Below are 17,746 nucleotides of genomic sequence, written 5' to 3'. Positions count from 1 at the left end.
TACCATGAGTGACGAAAAAAAATCGACAAACACAGCGGCCAACACGCGGTGGTGGGAGTCATACCTGGTTCGCTACTTGTCCGGCGCTATCGTCGGAGCAATTTGCCTAATGACGATATTATTGTACGCAGATTGGCGGTTGTACGACAGTGCGCATATTAGTCTTTTGACCAGCAAACAACCCCTAGCGGCGCCTACAAAAATAGGTGCTGTTAATGAGATATCCTCCTCCATTTCTGGGTCATTGTCGGCGTCATTTCTGGCGTTTGTGTTGATAGCCGGAGGGTTTATGTATTCTTACATCATCAGCGCCCCCATCACGGTTATTCATTTCGGGCGTTCTGGGCGGTCAGGGCTGGAGAGGCACGTCCGTTACTTTTGGCTGGGCTGGGTCCTCACGCTGTTCGCTTTGCAACTGATTCCAGTAACCGTTGGGCTACCTGTCAGTACCGGCAGTTTGGTGATTTTTCTGATGTTATCCACGGTGTCACTGATTTATCTAATCGCGTCTTCCAAGTATGAGAGGTTCCGTGGCGCTTTGTGCAGCCAAGGACGGGCAGTCCCTGGGAGGCGCAAAACGCAGCGATCCAAAGAAGCTTGGCGCAATCGCCTCAGTCCTATTGCTTGGAGCTGCCTGTTGTTGTCGATGGTGATGCTCGCTTCACGAAGTCTTGGACTACAAGGGCGACCGGCGGTGGTGTCTCTCATGACGTTTGCCTTGCCTACCTTGTTTGTGGGCGGAATGCAGTATGTCACGCTGTTTCGAATATTTGAAACCGAGATTGCGTTGCACCGCTTCTATAGGTTGCTAACGAGAGCACGAACCTTGGAAAACTCGGGAGATGTGCGCGAAACCTACACGCACCTGCGTGAGCATTCAAACGCAATATTTATCGTCTTGCTTGAGTTGTGTTTCTCCGCCTTCTTGATTTTATGTATTGAGGTTTTTGCTGGGCATTCTGCTGGTGGTAATTCACTGGGTACCAGTGGCGTGGTGAGTGATGGCATGGTTAATGCGGTTCTCCTGCTCATCGCGTTTTGGATGGTCCCCAATCTTTTCATGTGGTCCAGGGCCAATGAACTGGAAAAGGATTTCGCTAATAGGCCGCTGCTTTACGCTGCGCGTGCGAGATTTCCGCCGGAAGTTAAGCGAGAAGCACGGATAACTGTGTCTAGGAGGATGCGTTGATGGTTGACCTCAAAACGCTTGAAGATCTGGACTCGATGCGTGAATCCTACGAACTTGAATGCAAGCTGGCCCACGGCCAGAACGGGCAAGGCGAGGTTCCCAAGGACTTCTGGCCCACGTATTCAGCCATGGCCAACGCTCACGGCGGCATTGTGCTGCTGGGTGTGCGAGAAAAAGATGGCCTATTTACTGTGGCTGGGCTACCTAACGCCGACAAGGTGCGTTCAGAGCTGTTCAACAACCTGAACAACCCCGGCAAGGTCAGTGCCAACTTGTTGACCGATGCAGAAGTCCAAAACGTGGTGATAGATGGTAAGGTGATCCTCTGCATCCAGATCCCGCAAGCCACGCGAAAACAGCGTCCTGTGTTTCTGAATGGCCATCCGCTGGGGCACACCTACAAACGATTGAACGATGGTGATCGCCTCTGCGATCAGGAAATGGTCAAGCGGATGCTAGCTGAGCAGGTGGAGGATGAGCGGGATGCCCGCATCCTTAAGGGCTTCAGCATGTTAGACATCGACATGGATAGCTTACGTATCTATCGTCAGATGCTCAAGGATGAAAAACCTAGCCACCCCTATCTGGAGCAAGACGACTTTGCATTTTTGACGAGCCTACGGGGCTGGCGCCGCGACCGTATCACGGGCGAGGAAGGCTTGACTTTGGCTGGGCTGCTCATGTTCGGGCGCTGGTCGGCCATTCAGGAGGCTGTGCCGCACTATGTCCTGGACTACCAGGAACGGCCTGAAGCCAAGACCGAATTGCGATGGGTCGACCGGCTGGTGCCAGACGGCACATGGACGGGCAATCTGTTCGAGTTTTATCGGCGGGTCTACCGCAAGCTGGTGGCCGATCTGAAAGTGCAGTTTTCGCTCAAGGGAGGACAGCGACAAGACGACACGCCGGTGCACGTGGCCTTGCGCGAAGCCTTGGTCAACACCTTGGTCCACGCAGATTACACGGGGCGCATCTCGGTATTGGTTGTGAAGCGGCCCGATATGTTTGGCTTTCGCAACCCCGGTGGATTGCGCCTGCCACTGGAACAGGTCATTCGTGGAGGGGAGAGTGATTGTCGCAATCGCATCCTCCATCAGATGTTCTTGTTGATCGGCCTGGGGGAACGGGGCGGGTCGGGTATGCCCAAGATCTACAGTGGCTGGCAGAGTCGCCACTGGCGCCAACCTCTGCTTAGGGAGAAAGCCCAGCCCGAGCAAACCCTGCTGGAATTGCACATGCTGGATTTGCTGCCCCCGGCCGTGCTGGAGGCGCTACGGGAGCGATTCGGCGCATCGTTTGATCATGTGGATTCGCTTGACCGGATGATCTTGGCCACGGCCATGATTGAGGGCGTGGTCAACCATGCTCGCATGACAGAAATATGTGTGGATCACCCGCATGACCTGAGCCTGGCGCTGGCACGGCTGGAACGCGACGGGATGCTGTTGTCTCAGGGGCAATCCCGAGGCAAGGTTTACCACCTACCGGGCGCTGCGCCCGTTTCCCCGGAGCAGGTGTTTCCGTCCGCGTTCAGCTCCGGTAGTAACGGGGCCAGCTCCGGTAGTAGCGCTATCAGCTCCGGTAGTAGCGCTATCAGCTCCGGTAGTGGCAATGGGACGCCGCTGGCTCAGCCCGTGCCGGTTGCCGTTGAGGTCGTAGGAGAGCCCACCAGCCGGGACGAGCACGGGTGCTTGCTCTCCCCATTGCTTGACGCCCCCATTTTGGACGATCTGGCTACCTTGTCCGAGGCGCTGAGGTCCGAGTTGCTGGAGCGCGCGGCCCTTCCCAGAGCCAAGGCCCGACTGGAGCGTCAGGCTATGGTCGAAGTCATTTTGGCCGTTTGCGAAGGTAGGTATGTCCGGCTGAGCGTGTTGGCCGAATTGTTGAACCGAGACCCGGATGGTTTGCGCAAGGGCTATTTAGACGCCTTGGTCAAGGAACACCGAATTCGTCGTGCGTTCCCTGGCACGCCGACCCACGAGTTGCAGTCCTACAAGAAAGCTGAAGAGGCATGAGCAATGCCTCAAAAGCGAAAAGCCCCGGTGACCCAACCGAGGCTGCAGCGCCAACCAGGAACCCTCGATCCATTTAGACTTTCAGTTTGACGGATAACCAAAATAGACCAATCAAGTAGGGGGCAGGCCATGACCGAAGACCAACTCGAACAGGAGGCCCTGGGGTGGCTGGAGGATGTGGGCTATACCGTGCGGAGCGGCTATGACATGGCTCCGGATGGGCCTGCGCCCGAGCGGGAGAGCTTTCGCCAGGCGCTGCTGCCGGAGCGCCTGCGCGATGCCATTGCCCGCCTGAATCCGCACATTCCGCCTGCGGCGCGGGAGGATGCCTTCCGGCAGGTGCAGGATCTGGGCATGCCGGCACTGCTGTCGGCCAACCGGCGTTTTCACCATCTGCTGGTGGGCGGGGTGCCGGTGCAGTACCAGAAGGACGGCGAAACGCGGGGCGACCTTGTGCGGCTGGTGGACTGGGAGCATCCGCAGGCCAATGTCTGGTGGGCGGTGAACCAGTTCTCGCTCAGGGGCCCGCACCACACCCGCCGGCCCGACATCGTGCTGTTCCTCAACGGTCTGCCCGTGGTGCTGCTGGAGCTGAAGAACCCGGCCGACGAGAACGCCGATGTCTGGAAGGCCTACGAGCAGATCCAGACCTACAAGGAGCAGATTCCCGACGTGTTCCAGTACAACGAGGTGCTGGTGGTGTCGGACGGCTCCGAGGCCCTGATGGGCGCGCTGTCGAGCACGGCCGAGCGCTACATGGCCTGGCGCACCATCGACGGCGTGACGCTCGATCCGCTGGGCGCGTTCAACGGGCTGGAGACGCTGGTGCGCGGGCTGCTGGCGCCGGCGAGCCTGCTGGAATACCTGCGCTACTTCGTGCTGTTCGAGGATGACGGCGGGCTGGTCAAGAAGATTGCGGGCTACCACCAGTTTCATGCGGTGCGTGCAGCCATCGAGCATGTGGTGGCGGCCTCCCGTCCGGGCGGCTCGCACAAGGGGGGCGTGGTGTGGCACACCCAGGGCAGCGGCAAGAGCATCACCATGACCTGCTTTGCGGCTCGGGTGATGCAGGAGCCGGCCATGCAGAACCCCACCATCGTGGTGCTCACGGATCGCAACGATCTGGACGGCCAGCTCTTTGGCGTGTTCAGTCTGGCGCAGGATCTGCTGCGCGAGCAGCCGGTGCAGGCGCACACCCGGCAGGACCTGCGCGCCAGGCTGGCCAACCGTCCTTCGGGCGGCATTGTGTTTGCCACCATCCAGAAGTTCATGCCGGGGGAGGACGAGGACACCTTCCCGCTGCTCTCGGACCGCAGCAACATCGTGGTGATTGCCGACGAGGCGCACCGCACGCAGTACGGCTTCGAGGCCCGGTTCAAGACCCTGCGGCCCCGGGCGGCTGTGGCGTCGGCCGCAGCCGATGGCCGCACGCCTGCCCTGACGACCGGCCACAGGCGCGGAGCCGGGGAGGCGCTGGCAGCCCGTCTGGCGCCGCCCGCCGCGTATGGCGTGACGCCTGTGGCAGCGCCCGAGGTGCACAGGTACCAGGCCGGCTATGCCCAGCACCTGCGCGATGCGCTGCCCCATGCGACCTTCGTGGCGTTCACCGGCACGCCCGTGTCCAGCGCGGACCGCGACACGCGGGCGGTGTTTGGCGACTACATCCATGTCTACGATATGCAGCAGGCCAAGGAAGATGGCGCCACGGTGGCCATCTACTACGAGAGCCGTCTGGCCAGGCTCAGCCTGAAGGAGGACGAGCTGCCCCATCTCGACGAGGAGGTGGACGAGCTCACCGAGGACGAGGAGGAAAGCACCCAGGCCCGCCTCAAGACCCGCTGGGCTGCGCTGGAAAAGGTGGTGGGGGCCGAGCCCCGCGTGGCGGCGGTGGCGGCCGATCTGGTCAGCCACTTCGAGGAACGCAACCGGGCGCAGAGCGGCAAGGCCATGGTCGTGGCCATGAGCCGCGACATCTGCGTGCACCTGTACGACGCCATCGTCCGGCTGCGCCCCGACTGGCACGACCCCGACCCCGCCCGGGGTGCCATCAAGATCGTGATGACGGGATCGGCCAGCGACAAGGCGCTGCTGCGCCCGCACATCTACAGCGCCCAGGTCAGAAAGCTGCTGGAACGGCGCTTCAAGGACCCGGCCGACCCGCTGCGTATGGTGATCGTGCGCGACATGTGGCTGACCGGCTTTGACGCCCCCTGCGTGCACACCCTGTATGTCGACAAGCCCATGAAGGGCCACACCCTCATGCAGGCCATTGCCCGCGTGAACCGCGTGTTCCGCGACAAGCAGGGCGGCCTGGTGGTGGACTACATCGGCATCGGCAACGAGCTGAAGGCCGCGATGAAGGAGTACACCGCCAGCCAGGGCCGTGGCAAGCCCACGCTCGATGCCCACGAAGCCTACGCCGTGCTCGAAGAAAAGCTCGACGTGCTGCGCAGCATGCTGCATGGTTTCGACTACAGCGGCTTTCTCACGGGCGGACACCGCGTGCTGGCTGGCGCGGCCAACCACATTCTGGGGCTCCGGGGAGACGGCCCGCGCGACGGCAGAAAGCGCTTTGCCGACGCGGCGCTGGCCCTGGGCAAGGCCTTCACGCTGTGCTGCACGCTCGATGAAGCCCGTGCCGTGCGCGAGGAAGTGGCCTTCATGCAGGCCGTGAAGGTGATCCTGACCAAGAAGGACACGACCCGGCAGCGCAAGACCGACGAGCAGCGCGAGCTCGCGATTCGCCAGATCATCGGCTCGGCCGTGGTCTCGGACAGCGTGGTGGACATCTTCGATGCCGTGGGGCTGGACAAGCCCGACATCGGCCTGCTCGACGACGACTTTCTGGCCCAGGTGCAGAACCTGCCGGAACGCAATCTGGCTGCGGACCTGCTGGAGCGCCTGCTGGAGGGCGAGATCAGGAGCCGGTTTGCCACCAACCTGGTGCAGGAGCGCCGGTTCTCGGAGCTGCTGGGCAACGTCATCCGGCGCTACCAGAACCGCTCCATCGAAACCGCGCAGGTTATGGAAGAGCTGGTCGACATGGCCCGCAAGTTCCGCGAGGCCGCATCACGCGGCGAGCGCCTGGGACTGAGCGAGGACGAGGTGAAGTTCTACGATGCGCTGCTCGCCAACGAGTCCGCCGTGCGCGAGATGAGCGACGAAACGCTCAAGAAGATCGCCCACGAGCTGACCCACAACCTGCGGCAGAACATCAGCGTGGACTGGGCACAGCGCGAGAGCGTGCGGGCCAAGCTGCGGCTCATGGTCAAGCGCATCCTGCGCAAGTACAAGTACCCGCCCGACCTGGCCGATGCGGCAGTGGAGCTGGTGCTGGAGCAGGCCGAGACCATTGGGGACGAGTGGATGCCCGCCTGAGAGCGCAGGGCCTGCGCCCGCCTGCCCGCCCGCACGGCAAAAAGCCCGCGTCCTTGCGGGAGCGCGGGCTTGCAGCATGTGGCCGGGAGGCGGGGCGATCAGAACGGGATGTCGTCGTCCATGTCGCCGAATCCGCCTGCGTCGGCTGCCGGGGCCGGAGCGGCGGGGGCTGCTGCGGGGCGGGGAGCCGGTGCGCGGGGGGCGGCAGCGGCGCGGGCCGGGGCGCTGTAGCCGCCGGCGGACTGGCCGCCGTAGCTGTCGTCCTCGCCATAGCCGGAGCCGCCGCCCTGGCCGCCCATGCCTTCGCGGCGGCCGAGCATCTGCATCTGGTCGACGCGGATTTCGGTGGCGTAGCGGTCCTGGCCGGTGGCCTGATCCTGCCACTTGCGGGTGCGGATGCTGCCTTCGACGTAGATCTGCGAGCCCTTGCGCAGGTACTGGCCGGCGATTTCGGCCAGGCGGCCATTGAAGACGAGGCGGTGCCACTCGGTGTGCTCGCGGCGCTCGCCGGTCTGCTTGTCCTTCCACTGGTCGGTGGTGGCCAGGGTGACGTTGGCGATCTGGTCGCCGCTGGGGAAGCTGCGCATTTCGGGGTCGCGCCCGAGGTTGCCCACCAGAATGACTTTGTTGACGGATGCCATGGAATTCGTTCCTTCCTAGTCCCTTGCCTGTCAGCCGGAGGGAGGCAAGGGGGTGATGAAAAAATAAGGACACATTCCCGCCGCAGGCGGCCGGTGCGCATGCCTGCGGGAGACGCATGGCATTGTGCAGGATGCGGAAGCCCTTGCCAATTCCCCGGACGGCGGGGGCATGGGGTGGCAGGAAAGGACCGGGATGATACCGCGTGCGGAATGCGGATCACGCCGGCGATGCCGGAAAGGAGGCTGCGGGCGTCGCCGTGGCCTCGGGCGATGCCGGGAGCAGGCGGGCGAGCAGGGCGCGGGCGGTGGGGCGGTCGAGGTAGCGGGGAATGCCGTAGGTGCCGTGGGCCTCGGCAAAGGCGCGGTCGATGAGCAGGTCGACATCCTGCGCCCGCAGCGCCTGCACGGTGGAGGGAATGCCCATGGCGGCGTTGAGCTGGCGGATGTGGGCGATGAAGGCCGTGGCGGCATCGGCATCGGCATCGGCATCGGCATCGGCATCGGCATCGGCATCGGCATCGGCGTCGGCGTCGGGCAGGGAGGCCTGGGCCACACCGGCGCAGCGGGCCAGATCGGCCAGCCGGTGCGTGCAGGCCGGCAGGGCGTGGGCGAGCACTTCGGGCAGGACGATGGCGTTGGCCAGCCCGTGCGGCACGCCATAGAGCCCGCCGAGCTGGTGGGCGAAGGCGTGCACATACCCCACGCCGGCCCGGGTGAAGGCCAGACCCGCCATGCTGGAGGCCAGAAGCATGTCCTCGCGGGCGGTCAGGTCATGCCCGTTGCGGAAGACCTGCGGCAGCGTGCGCACGAGGGTGGCGCAGGCGGTGCGGGCGAGGGTGTCCGTATCGGGCCGGGCCAGCGTGGAGAGGTAGGCCTCGATGGCGTGGGTGAGGGCATCCATGCCGGTGCAGGCGGTCAGAAAGGGCGGCAGCCCGAGCGTGAGCAGCGGGTCGAGCGCCACCATGTCGGGGGTGAGTCTGGGGTCGATCAGGGCGATCTTGGTGTGGCTGTCGCGGTCGGCGATGACGGCCGCAATGGTCACCTCGGAGCCGGTGCCTGCCGTGGTGGGCACGGCAAAGAGCGGCAGCCCCCGGCGGCGGGGGCGCGCATACAGCCACAGCCCGCGCAGCTCCGCCGGGGGGCGGTGGTTGGCATGGCACAGCACCATGGCCTTGGCGCAGTCGATGGAGGAGCCACCGCCGACCGCCAGCACGGCATCGGCGCCGGTCTGGCGCAGCCGTGCCACGCCGCGCAGCACCAGCGCATCGTCGGGATCGGGCTGCACCTCGTCGAACAGGTTCACACGGACGCCGGCATCCTCCAGCGCATGGCGCAGCGGATCGACCAGACCGAGCTGCACCAGCGGCGCATCGGTGACGAGCAGCACCTGCCGGGCACCGCTGCGGGCGATGGTGCGGCACAGGCTCAGGGCCGCATGCGGCCCGACCAGGGACAGCGGCCGGGGAAAGACGAGAAAGGGCAGGACGGCGCGGTTGATGGCCACGCGCAGGCGGCTTGCGAGGTACATGCAGGAGCTCCCGGAAGAGGGCCATCTTCGCATGGGGAGCTTCTTTTTCCGCACGGTCGTGCAGAAAACCGGGTTTTCCCCGGATGTCCGGCTTTTCGGCTTTTCGCAGGCCCCGGCGGGCCTGCTGGGGCCGAGGCCGGGATGCGGGGGCCTCAGGCCGTGCGGGCCGCTGGACGGGGCGGGCGGGCCGGCGGGCGCAGGCCCCACACGGTCACGAGCCACAGCACGGTCAGGGCCGCGCTGCCCAGGAACAGGGCCTGGGCCCCGGCCACCTTGAGCAGCACGCCGCCGAGCGCACCACCCGTGAACAGGCCGAGCGACTGCATGGTGTTGTAGACGCCCAGGGCCATGCCACGGGTCTGCGGCGTGGCCAGGCGCGACATGATGCTGGGCTGGGAGGCTTCGAGCATGTTGAAGCCGCTGAAGAACACCAGCAGCGCCAGCGCGATGCTCCACATCGAGGGTGCGATGCCGCTGGCCTGGCGGCCGGCGAGCCACCACAGCGCGAGCTGCACCAGCCCCACGAGCACGATGGAGGTCAGGAACACCTCGCGCAGCCGGCCCTGGCGCTCCATGCGGAACAGCACGCCGCCCATGACCACGAAGGAGCCGATCACGGCCGGGAGGTACACCTCCCAGTGGTGGTTCTTGTCGAGCCCGGCCTGCACCAGCAGCATGGGCACCACCATCCACATGGCCAGCTGCACGGCATGCAGCACGAACACGCTGACGTTGAGCCGCAGCATGTCGGGGTGGCGCAGCACGGCCGCGAGCGAGCCGCCGACGGCGTGGCCCTTGTGCAGCGGGGGTTCGTCCGGCACGATCAGGTACAGGCCGGCGATGGCCAGCAGGGCGAGCACGGCCACGAGCCAGAACATGCCCGACAGGCCCATGAGCGCGTCGAGCAGCGGGGAGAGGATCAGCGCCACCGAGAACACCAGGCCGATGCTGCCGCCGATGATGGCCATGGCCTTGGTGCGCACCGCATCGCGGGTGAGGTCGGCGAGCAGGGCGGTCACGGCGGCCGACACGGCTCCCGCTCCCTGCAGGGCACGGCCCCAGAGCAGGCCGTCGAGCGAAGTGGCCAGCGCAGCCACTGCGCTGCCGATGGCAAAGACCACCAGCCCCAGCGTGATCATGCGCTTGCGCCCGAAGCGGTCGGACGCCATGCCGAAGGGCAGCTGCAGCACCGCCTGGGTGAGGCCGTATACGCCCATGGCCAGGCCGATGCTCGCCGGATTGGCGCCGGGGTAGTGGCTCGCCTCGATCTCGAAGACCGGCACGACCAGAAACAGGCCCAGCATGCGCAGGGCGAAGATGAGCGCCAGGCCCAGACTGGCGTGGCGCTCGGAGGGATTCATCTTGCTGGAGGAGTCCGCGTCGCCAGTGGCGGGGACGGAGGAGGCAGGGGTGTTCACGAAGGCGGTCCTTGCAACGGAAGTGCCGCCCGGCAGCCGTCCTTCGCGGGGGGAGGGGCTGGCGTGGCGGCAGGAGCTGTGCGTGTCGCAGGACAGGGCGGCACGCAGGGCGCTGAAAACGCCATTTTCAGGGATTTTACGGATATCGGAGCACAAAGGCCCTGATCGTGCCGTGGGGGTGGCGTCAGCGGCAGCCGTGGTAGTTCTTGCGGCCGGAGGGCGTCAGGGTATAGCGACCGCCGCGTTTGCCCACCAGGCAGGGGCGCGCCTCGCCGCGTGTGCTGCGGCGGTGGGTGGTCACGCGCGTGACCTTCTGGCGGCCCGAGGCACAGGCCGACTGCTGCATGGAAGTGCGGCCGTCGGGCGTCTGGCAGTGGTAGACGTACATCTCGGTGGGGGCCGAGGGCGCGGCGGAAGCTGCCAGGGGGGCCATCAGCAGGCCAAGCACGGCAGCCAGCAGGCATCGGAACGGACGGGACGGGAGCAGGGCATGCATGTCAGAACGGAGCGGGTGAGAGAAAGGGAAGGAGGCAGGGCGCCCCCGCATGAGCGGCAGGAGGTTCAGATTTCCACCTTGGAGCCGAGTTCGACCACCGCGTTGCTCGGCAGGTGCAGGAAGTCGGCGGCGCCGCTGGCGTTGTGGTGCATCTGGGCAAAGAGCTTTTCGCGCCAGGGTGCCATGCCGTCGCCCACCGTGGGCACCACGCTGTCGCGCGAGAGGAAGTAGCTCGTGAGCATGGGGTCGAGCTGGCAGCCGTGGGCCGTGAGCACGGACAGCGCCTGGGGCAGGTTGGGCTCGTCCATGTAGCCGTAGTTCACCACCACCTGCCAGCAGTCATGCCCGAGCGACTCCACCGTCACGCGCTCGGCCGGGTCGATCCAGGGCGACTCGTGGTTGCAGACGGTCACGAAGATGTTCTGCTCGTGCAGCACCTTGTTGTGCTTGAGGTTGTGCAGCAGGGCGTTGGGCACGTTCATGCGGTTGGCGGTCAGGAACACGGCGGTGCCGGCCACGCGCGTGGGCGGGGCCATGAAGACCGCATCCAGAAAGGGCTTGAGCTCCATGCCTTCCGAGACGAGCTTGCGGTTGAGCAGAGCCCGGCCGTCGCGCCAGGTCACCATGAGGGCGAACACCGACCCCGCAATGAGCAGCGGAAACCAGCCCCCGTGGGCGAGCTTGAGCAGGTTGGAGCCCCAGAACGCCAGATCCACCACCAGAAAGAAGCTCGTGGCCAGCAGGGCCGGCAGCATGCGCATGTGCCAGCCGTAGTGGATCACCACAAAGGTGAGCAGCGTGGTGATGAGCATGTCGGTCGTCACCGCAATGCCGTAGGCGGCCGCCAGGTGGCTCGACGAGCGGAACAGCATCACGGCGAGCACGATCATCACGAACAGGCTCCAGTTCACCAGTGGCACGTAGATCTGGCCCGCCTCGCGCGCGCTGGTGTGCAGCACCTGCAGACGGGGCAGGAAGCCGAGCTGCACCACCTGCTTGGTGACGCTGAAGGCGCCCGAGATGAGTGCCTGCGAGGCGATGACCGTGGCGGCGGTGGCCAGCACCACGAGCGGCACCAGGCCCCAGGCCGGCGCGAGCAGGAAGAAGGGGTTCTTCACGGCCGAGGGGTGGGCCAGCAGCAGGGCGCCCTGCCCGAAATAGTTGAGCGTGAGCGCGGGCATGACCATGAAGTACCAGGCCAGCCGGATCGGCCGCTTGCCGAAGTGGCCCATGTCGGCGTACAGCGCCTCGCCGCCGGTGACGCACAGCACCACGGCCCCCAGGATGATGAAGGTCACCTTGGGCTGGCTCCAGATGAAGTGCAGGGCGTAGGTGGGGCTGATGGCCTTGAGGATTTCCGGGTGGCCGGCGATGTGCCAGATGCCGAGCGCGGCGATCACCAGGAACCACAGCGACATGACCGGCCCGAAGAAGCGCCCGATGCCGGCCGTGCCGTGCTTCTGCACCCAGAACAGCACCAGCAGCACGACGAGGGTGATGGGGATCACGTACTCCTGAAAGGTCGGGGAGACGACTTCGAGCCCCTCGACCGCCGAGAGCACCGAGATGGCCGGGGTGATGACCCCGTCGCCGTAGAAGAGGCAGGTGCCGAAGATGCCCACCAGCAGCATCCAGTGACGCAGCCGGGGCCGGTCCTGCACCGCCTGCGAGGCGAGCGTGAGCATGGCGACCAGCCCCCCCTCGCCGTTGTTGTCGGCGCGCAGCACGAGCGTTACGTACTTGAGCGTGACGATGACCGTGAGCGTCCAGAAGAAGATCGAGAGAATGCCGTAGACGTTGGTGGGCGTGAAGGGCACATGGCCCGACCCGAACACTTCCTTGACCGCGTAGAGCACGCTGGTGCCGATGTCGCCGTAGACGATGCCCATGGCACCGAGGATGAGCATGGGCAGGGAGGTGGGGGCGTGGTGTTCCTGATTCTGCAAGGGCGATGCGTGTGCCAGGGGCCCTGACCCGTGCAGGACGGTCCACGGGCCATGGCACACGTCCATGAAAGGGGAAAAGGCTCGGGGTCCCGTGGGCACACGTCTTGCAGGCGCAGGCCGGGGACCGGCGTGTGATCAAGTGTACCGAATTGTGAACGGCACTCCCACCCTGCGTTTCCCCCGCGCGTGCCCGCCCCTCCGTGGTGCGGGCACAGCGGGAGCCGCAGGCTCAGATTTCGACCTTGGAGCCGAGTTCCACCACGCCGTTGCTGGGCAGGCGCAGGAAGTCGGCCACCGAGCTGGCGTTGTGGTGCATCTGGGCAAAGAGCTTTTCGCGCCAGGGCGCCATGCCCTCGCCCAGCGTGGGCACCACGTTGTCGCGCGAGATGAAGTAGCTCGTCTTCATGGGATCGAGCGGGCAGCCCTGCTCCTGCAGGGGCTGGATGGCCAGTGGCAGGTTGGGTTCGTCCATGAAGCCGTAGTTGAGGCAGACCTGCCAGCAGTCGTGCCCCAGGGGGGTGACGGTCAGGCGGTCTTCGGGGGCGATCCACGGCACCTCGTGGTTGCGCACGTTCACGAACAGGTTGTAGCGGTGCAGCACCATGTTGTGCTTGAGGTTGTGCAGGAGCGCGTTGGGCACGGTGCCCGGGTTGGCGCTCAGGAACACCGCCGTGCCGTTGACGCGCACCGGCGGCTCCAGAAAGAGCGCGTCCAGAAACTCCGACAGCCCCAGGCTGTCGCGCCGCAGCTTGCTCGTGAGCAGCGTGCGCCCCTGCTTCCAGGTCAGCATCAGGATGAACAGCGCCCCGGCGATGAGCAGCGGGAACCAGCCGCCTTCGATGAGCTTGAGCAGGTTCGACGACCAGAAGGCGAAGTCGATCAGCATGAAAAAGGACGTGGCCCCCAGCGCCACCGGCAGCGGGTAGTGCCACACATGGCGCACCACGAAGTAGGTCATGAAGGTGGTGATGATCATGTTGGTCGTTACCGCGATGCCGTAGGCTCCCGCGAGGTTGGCCGAGGAGCGGAACAGCACCACCGCCAGCACGATGGCCACGAACAGCGCCCAGTTCACGAAGGGCAGGTAGATCTGGCCGGTTTCCTGGGCGTTGGTGTGCAGCACCTGCAGGCGCGGCAGAAAGCCGAGCTGGATGATCTGCTTGGTGGCGCTGTAGGCCCCCGAGATCAGCGCCTGCGAGGCGATGACCGTGGCGGCGGTGGCCAGCCCCACCAGCGGCAGCGTGAGCCAGGCCGGAGCCATGAGGAAGAAGGGGTTCTTCATGGCGGCCGGATGGGCGAGCAGCAGCGCGCCCTGCCCGAAGTAGTTGATCGTGAGTGCGGGCATCACCAGCGCATACCATGCGATCTGGATCGGGCGGCGGCCGAAGTGGCCCATGTCGGCATACAGGGCCTCGCCGCCGGTGACGCACAGCACCACGGCACCGAGCGTCACGAAGGTGACGAGCGGCTGGCGGGCGATGAAGCGCAGGGCAAACAGGGGGTTGATGGCACGCAGGATGTCGGGGTGTCCGGCGATCTGCACTGCGCCCATGACCGCGATCACGATGAACCACAGCACCATCACGGGCCCAAACAGTCGCCCGATGCCGGCCGTGCCGTGCTTCTGCACCAGAAACAGTCCCAGCAGGATCACCAGCGTGAGCGGAATCACCCAGGGCTTGAAGGCGTGCGAGACCACCTCCAGCCCTTCGACCGCCGAGAGCACCGAGATGGCCGGGGTGATGACCCCGTCGCCATAGAACAGGCAGGCCCCGAAGATGCCCAGCAGCAGCAGCAGGTTGCGCGTGCGCGGGCGGTCATGCACCGCCTGGGTGGCCAGGGCCAGCAGGGCCACGAGGCCGCCTTCGCCGTGGTTGTCGGCACGCAGCACCAGCGTCACGTACTTGAGCGAGACGATGAGGGTGAGCGTCCAGAAGAAGAGCGACAGTATCCCGTACACATTGGCCGGAGTGGGGCTGATCTGCCCCACGTCGAATACCGTCTGGACGGCATACAGCACACTGGTGCCGATGTCGCCGTAGACCACGCCGATGGCGCCCAGGATGGCGGCGCCCATGGCCGTCTTTGCGTTGTCATGGTGTTGCATGCATGTGCCACGCACCGTCGGAGGGGCCGGTCTGCGCGCACCGTGCAGGCACGGCGGCAGCAGCGGGTGGCCCGCTCCTCTCCTGCCGCACAGGGGCAGCAGGTAACCTGCACCCATTTCCGGCAGGCCGGGAATGGACAAGGCGGTGATAGATCGCGTCCTTGAAACAAGATGTGTGCATTGTGCCGTTTCGCATGCAAATGGCAACAGGATGATGCATGGATTTTCTGTGCCCCAGGCAGGGGGCTGCTGCGCGGTGTGTGGCGTGCGATCGACAGAAATGCTGCCCTGCAGCATGCTTTTGCACTGGAGGGCGGCGCTGCGTGCGCAGTTCCTGCAAGCGGAAGTATGCAGCGCGGTCCCTGCGGGAGCTGGAGTGGAGGGACACGGGATGCCCTACGGATTTTTCGGAGCCCGGCCCGGCATGCATGCCGGAAGACACGGCACGGCCTGGCGTGGCAGGGGTGCTGCGCGGCAGATGCGGTGGAGGGGATGCCATGTCGGGCGATGGCCGGCGGCGGCCTCGTCCCGTGGGCTTTACGCGGCAGGGGCGGGCGGGACGGGAGGATCGTCCGCTGCGCTTCCCACGGCTGGCGTCGTGGGAGCTGGTGTCGGCGTGGCGTCAGGCCTTTCCGCCAGGGGGGCGGTGGGCAAAGGTGCAGGAGCAGCCGGGGACGGCGCACGTCCCGGCGGGTCGATGGATTCGAAGCGCACCGAGAACAGGGCGCCACGGCGGGTGGCGCGGGGCTGGGCGTCTTCCAGCGTGATGGTGGCACCGTGGCGGCGGGCGATCTCGCGCACGATGGGCAGGCCCAGCCCGGACCCGTCCGCCCCGTTGCCCAGCGTGCGGTAGAAGGGCTTGAACACCTCCTCGCGCTCGCTCGGGGCGATGCCGGGGCCATTGTCTTCCACCTGCACCATCAGCACCCGGCCGTAGGGGTCGGAGAGCACGCGCGCCGTGACCATGCCGGGCAGGCTTTCGTCGTCGGCAGGGGTGTAGTTGATGGCGTTGTCCACCAGATTGCGCACCAGTTCCTGCAGCAGCACGGGGTTGCCTTCGACCCAGGCGCCTTCGTCGCCGGGGCCGATGCCCTCGTAGCCGAGGTCGATGTGCTTGTCGAGGGCGCGCGGCAGGCAGTCCTGCACCACCTCGCGGATCAGCCGGGGCATGTTGCAGGGCAGGCGTTCGAGCGTGCCGTTCTCGGCGCGCGACATGGCCAGCAGCTGGTTGACCGAGTGCGTGGCGCGCATGCTGGAGCGGCCGATCTGTTCGAGCGTGTGCTTGAGCTCCTCGGCGCTGGTGCCGGTGCGCAGCGCCAGGTCGGCCTGCATGCGCAGACCTGCCAGCGGCGTCTTGAGCTGGTGGGCCGCATCGGCCAGAAAGCGCTTCTGGTTGGCGGCCAGCTGCTTCTGGCGGTCGATGAGCTCGTTGACCGAGCCCACGAGAGGCGATACCTCGATGGGCACCGACCGCGCATCGAGCGGGCTCAGGTCGTCCGGCGAGCGGGCGCGGATGCGCTCCTGCAGCTCCCCGAGGGGCCGTATGCCGCGCGACAGCGCGAGCCAGATCAGCACCAGCGTGATGGGCAGGATGATGAACTGCGGCAGCATCACGCCCTTGATGATCTCGGTGGCCAGCAGCGAGCGCTTCTCGCGCGTTTCGGCCACCTGGATGGTGATGGTGTGGTCGGCGATCTCGCCCCGGGAGGCATAGGGGGCGAGGGCCGTCTCGCCGGCCAGCACGCGCAGCTCCACGATGCGCACGTCGAGCGACTGCCCCTGCCCGGTGTGCATCACGCCGTCGCGCAGCTGCACCTGGCCGATGGGGGGCTCGGGCAGGTCGGAGTCGGGCGGCGGAAAGCCGCTCTCGCCGCCCATGAGCTCCCCGCGCGGGCCCCGGATCTGGAAGAACACCTGGTCGGTGCCGTCGGCGCGCAGCAGGTCGCTCGCCTGGGGCGGGAGCGAGAACGAGGGGTGTCCCTGGGCATCCATGCCCACGAGCTGGGTAAGGGCCTGGGCGCTGTTGATGAGGGCGCGGTCGAAGGGCTTGTTGGCGATGTTCTGCGCCACCAGCCACGTCAGGCCCAGGCTGATCGGCCACAGGAGCAGCAGCGGCGTGAGCATCCAGTCGAGAATCTCGCCGAACAGCGAGCGTTGCTCGCGGCGGAACAGTCTCCAGCGCACGCGGGCCGCTCCGGTCAGGGGGCGATCTTTTCGAGACAGTAGCCCAGTCCGCGCACCGTGGCGATGCGGATGGGCCCCTTCTCGATCTTCTTGCGCAGGCGGTGGATGTACACCTCGATGGCGTTGTTGCTCACCTCCTCGCCCCACTCGCACAGGCGCTCGACGAGCTGGTCCTTGCTGACCAGTCGCCCGCTGCGCTGCAGCAGCACTTCCAGCAGGCCCAGTTCACGCGCCGAGAGATCGATCATCTTGCCGTCGATGGTGGCCACGCGGCCGGTCTGGTCGTAGACGAGCGGGCCGTGGCGGATGATGGACGATGCTCCACCCATGCCACGCCGCACCAGCGCACGCACCCGGGCTTCGAGCTCCTGCAGGCTGAAGGGCTTGGCCATGTAGTCGTCGGCACCGTAGTCGAGCCCCTTGACGCGCTCTTCCACGCTGTCGGCGGCGGTCAGGATGAGCACGGGCATGTGCGAGCCGCGGGAGCGGAGGTTGCGCAGCACCTCCAGCCCGTGCATCTTGGGCAGACCGAGGTCGAGGATCAGGAGGTCGAATTCCTGGCTCGTGAGCAGCGCCGCCTCGGCCTCGCTGCCCGTGCTGACATGGTCCACGGCCGCACCGGCGCTGCGCAGGCTGCGCATCAGGCCATCAGCCAGCACCTGGTCATCTTCGGCGATCAGAATTCGCATGTCATCTCCTGCTCTCGTGGCGTGCGGCGCCTTGTCTCTGGGCGTTTTATCGAATTGTAAAACGGTCTTTCAACGCCCGAGGACAAGGCCCCTGATGCGGACCGGCCACAGGGGCCGGCGCACGCGGGACATGCAGGAAACGGCAGGGGCTGTTC

11 protein-coding genes are annotated in these 17,746 nt (G+C 65.9%); 3 read left to right on the top strand and 8 right to left on the bottom strand.

The genetic code is table 11. The annotated features are described in order from the left end of the window. Positions 1 to 4: 4 nt before the first annotated feature. From ACE3P9_RS08280 to ACE3P9_RS08270, 3 genes are all read left to right on the top strand, one after another. Positions 5 to 1,189: a hypothetical protein gene (locus ACE3P9_RS08280; RefSeq protein WP_374493234.1), complete on the top strand. Its 1,185-nt coding sequence runs from the start codon at positions 5 to 7 to the stop codon at positions 1,187 to 1,189. Beyond that, positions 1,189 to 3,204 (top strand): RNA-binding domain-containing protein, encoded by a 2,016-nt coding sequence (locus ACE3P9_RS08275; protein ID WP_374493232.1) that lies wholly within the window; start codon positions 1,189 to 1,191, stop codon positions 3,202 to 3,204. Before ACE3P9_RS08280 ends, ACE3P9_RS08275 begins: the two co-directional genes overlap by 1 nt. A 129-nt stretch (positions 3,205 to 3,333) precedes the next feature. Continuing rightward, entirely contained in the window at positions 3,334 to 6,582 is a 3,249-nt protein-coding gene (locus tag ACE3P9_RS08270; protein ID WP_374493230.1) for a type I restriction endonuclease subunit R, read from the top strand. A gap of 98 nt (positions 6,583 to 6,680) precedes the next feature. On the opposite strand, the gene ssb is transcribed toward ACE3P9_RS08270, so the two are convergent. The 8 genes from ssb to ACE3P9_RS08230 form a co-directional block, all read right to left on the bottom strand. After that, complete coding sequence (ssb, locus tag ACE3P9_RS08265; protein WP_374493229.1) at positions 6,681 to 7,223, bottom strand: single-stranded DNA-binding protein; 543 nt, start codon at positions 7,221 to 7,223, stop codon at positions 6,681 to 6,683. A gap of 217 nt (positions 7,224 to 7,440) precedes the next feature. Continuing rightward, positions 7,441 to 8,751, bottom strand: a complete 1,311-nt coding sequence (locus ACE3P9_RS08260) for an iron-containing alcohol dehydrogenase (RefSeq protein WP_374493227.1) — start codon at positions 8,749 to 8,751, stop codon at positions 7,441 to 7,443. Positions 8,752 to 8,903: 152 nt separating this feature from the next. Beyond that, a complete protein-coding gene (locus ACE3P9_RS08255; RefSeq protein ID WP_374493366.1) occupies positions 8,904 to 10,112 on the bottom strand; it encodes an MFS transporter in 1,209 nt (402 codons plus the stop codon). A 241-nt stretch (positions 10,113 to 10,353) separates the two neighbouring features. Then, complete coding sequence (locus tag ACE3P9_RS08250) at positions 10,354 to 10,665, bottom strand: hypothetical protein (protein ID WP_374493225.1); 312 nt, start codon at positions 10,663 to 10,665, stop codon at positions 10,354 to 10,356. A 65-nt stretch (positions 10,666 to 10,730) separates the two neighbouring features. Next, positions 10,731 to 12,572, bottom strand: a complete 1,842-nt coding sequence (locus tag ACE3P9_RS08245) for a potassium transporter Kup (protein ID WP_374493364.1) — start codon at positions 12,570 to 12,572, stop codon at positions 10,731 to 10,733. Between the two features lie 268 nt (positions 12,573 to 12,840). Beyond that, positions 12,841 to 14,718 (bottom strand): potassium transporter Kup, encoded by a 1,878-nt coding sequence (locus tag ACE3P9_RS08240; protein ID WP_374493224.1) that lies wholly within the window; start codon positions 14,716 to 14,718, stop codon positions 12,841 to 12,843. A 537-nt stretch (positions 14,719 to 15,255) separates the two neighbouring features. Then, positions 15,256 to 16,842 (bottom strand): sensor histidine kinase N-terminal domain-containing protein, encoded by a 1,587-nt coding sequence (locus tag ACE3P9_RS08235; RefSeq protein WP_374493362.1) that lies wholly within the window; start codon positions 16,840 to 16,842, stop codon positions 15,256 to 15,258. Positions 16,843 to 16,916: 74 nt separating this feature from the next. Continuing rightward, on the bottom strand, positions 16,917 to 17,591 hold the full coding sequence (locus ACE3P9_RS08230) for a response regulator (RefSeq protein ID WP_374493221.1): 675 nt from the start codon (positions 17,589 to 17,591) through the stop codon (positions 16,917 to 16,919). Positions 17,592 to 17,746: the final 155 nt, after the last annotated feature.

The organism is Allobrachymonas sp., assembly GCF_041912815.1.
Lineage (GTDB): Bacteria > Pseudomonadota > Gammaproteobacteria > Burkholderiales > Burkholderiaceae_C > Brachymonas.
The sequence above is the reverse complement of the archived record's forward strand: the minus strand, read 5'-3'. Positions and strand labels throughout refer to the sequence as shown.

Coding starts and splice junctions, on each gene's coding strand:
- ACE3P9_RS08280 (WP_374493234.1), top strand. CDS start 5: ATGAGTGACGAAAAAAAATCGACAAACACAGCGGCCAACACGCGGTGG.
- ACE3P9_RS08250 (WP_374493225.1), bottom strand. CDS start 10,665: ATGCATGCCCTGCTCCCGTCCCGTCCGTTCCGATGCCTGCTGGCTGCC.
- ACE3P9_RS08240 (WP_374493224.1), bottom strand. CDS start 14,718: ATGCAACACCATGACAACGCAAAGACGGCCATGGGCGCCGCCATCCTG.
- ACE3P9_RS08255 (WP_374493366.1), bottom strand. CDS start 10,112: ATGAATCCCTCCGAGCGCCACGCCAGTCTGGGCCTGGCGCTCATCTTC.
- ACE3P9_RS08235 (WP_374493362.1), bottom strand. CDS start 16,842: ATGCTCACGCCGCTGCTGCTCCTGTGGCCGATCAGCCTGGGCCTGACG.
- ACE3P9_RS08260 (WP_374493227.1), bottom strand. CDS start 8,751: ATGTACCTCGCAAGCCGCCTGCGCGTGGCCATCAACCGCGCCGTCCTG.
- ACE3P9_RS08275 (WP_374493232.1), top strand. CDS start 1,189: ATGGTTGACCTCAAAACGCTTGAAGATCTGGACTCGATGCGTGAATCC.
- ssb (WP_374493229.1), bottom strand. CDS start 7,223: ATGGCATCCGTCAACAAAGTCATTCTGGTGGGCAACCTCGGGCGCGAC.
- ACE3P9_RS08270 (WP_374493230.1), top strand. CDS start 3,334: ATGACCGAAGACCAACTCGAACAGGAGGCCCTGGGGTGGCTGGAGGAT.
- ACE3P9_RS08245 (WP_374493364.1), bottom strand. CDS start 12,572: ATGCTCATCCTCGGTGCCATGGGCATCGTCTACGGCGACATCGGCACC.
- ACE3P9_RS08230 (WP_374493221.1), bottom strand. CDS start 17,591: ATGCGAATTCTGATCGCCGAAGATGACCAGGTGCTGGCTGATGGCCTG.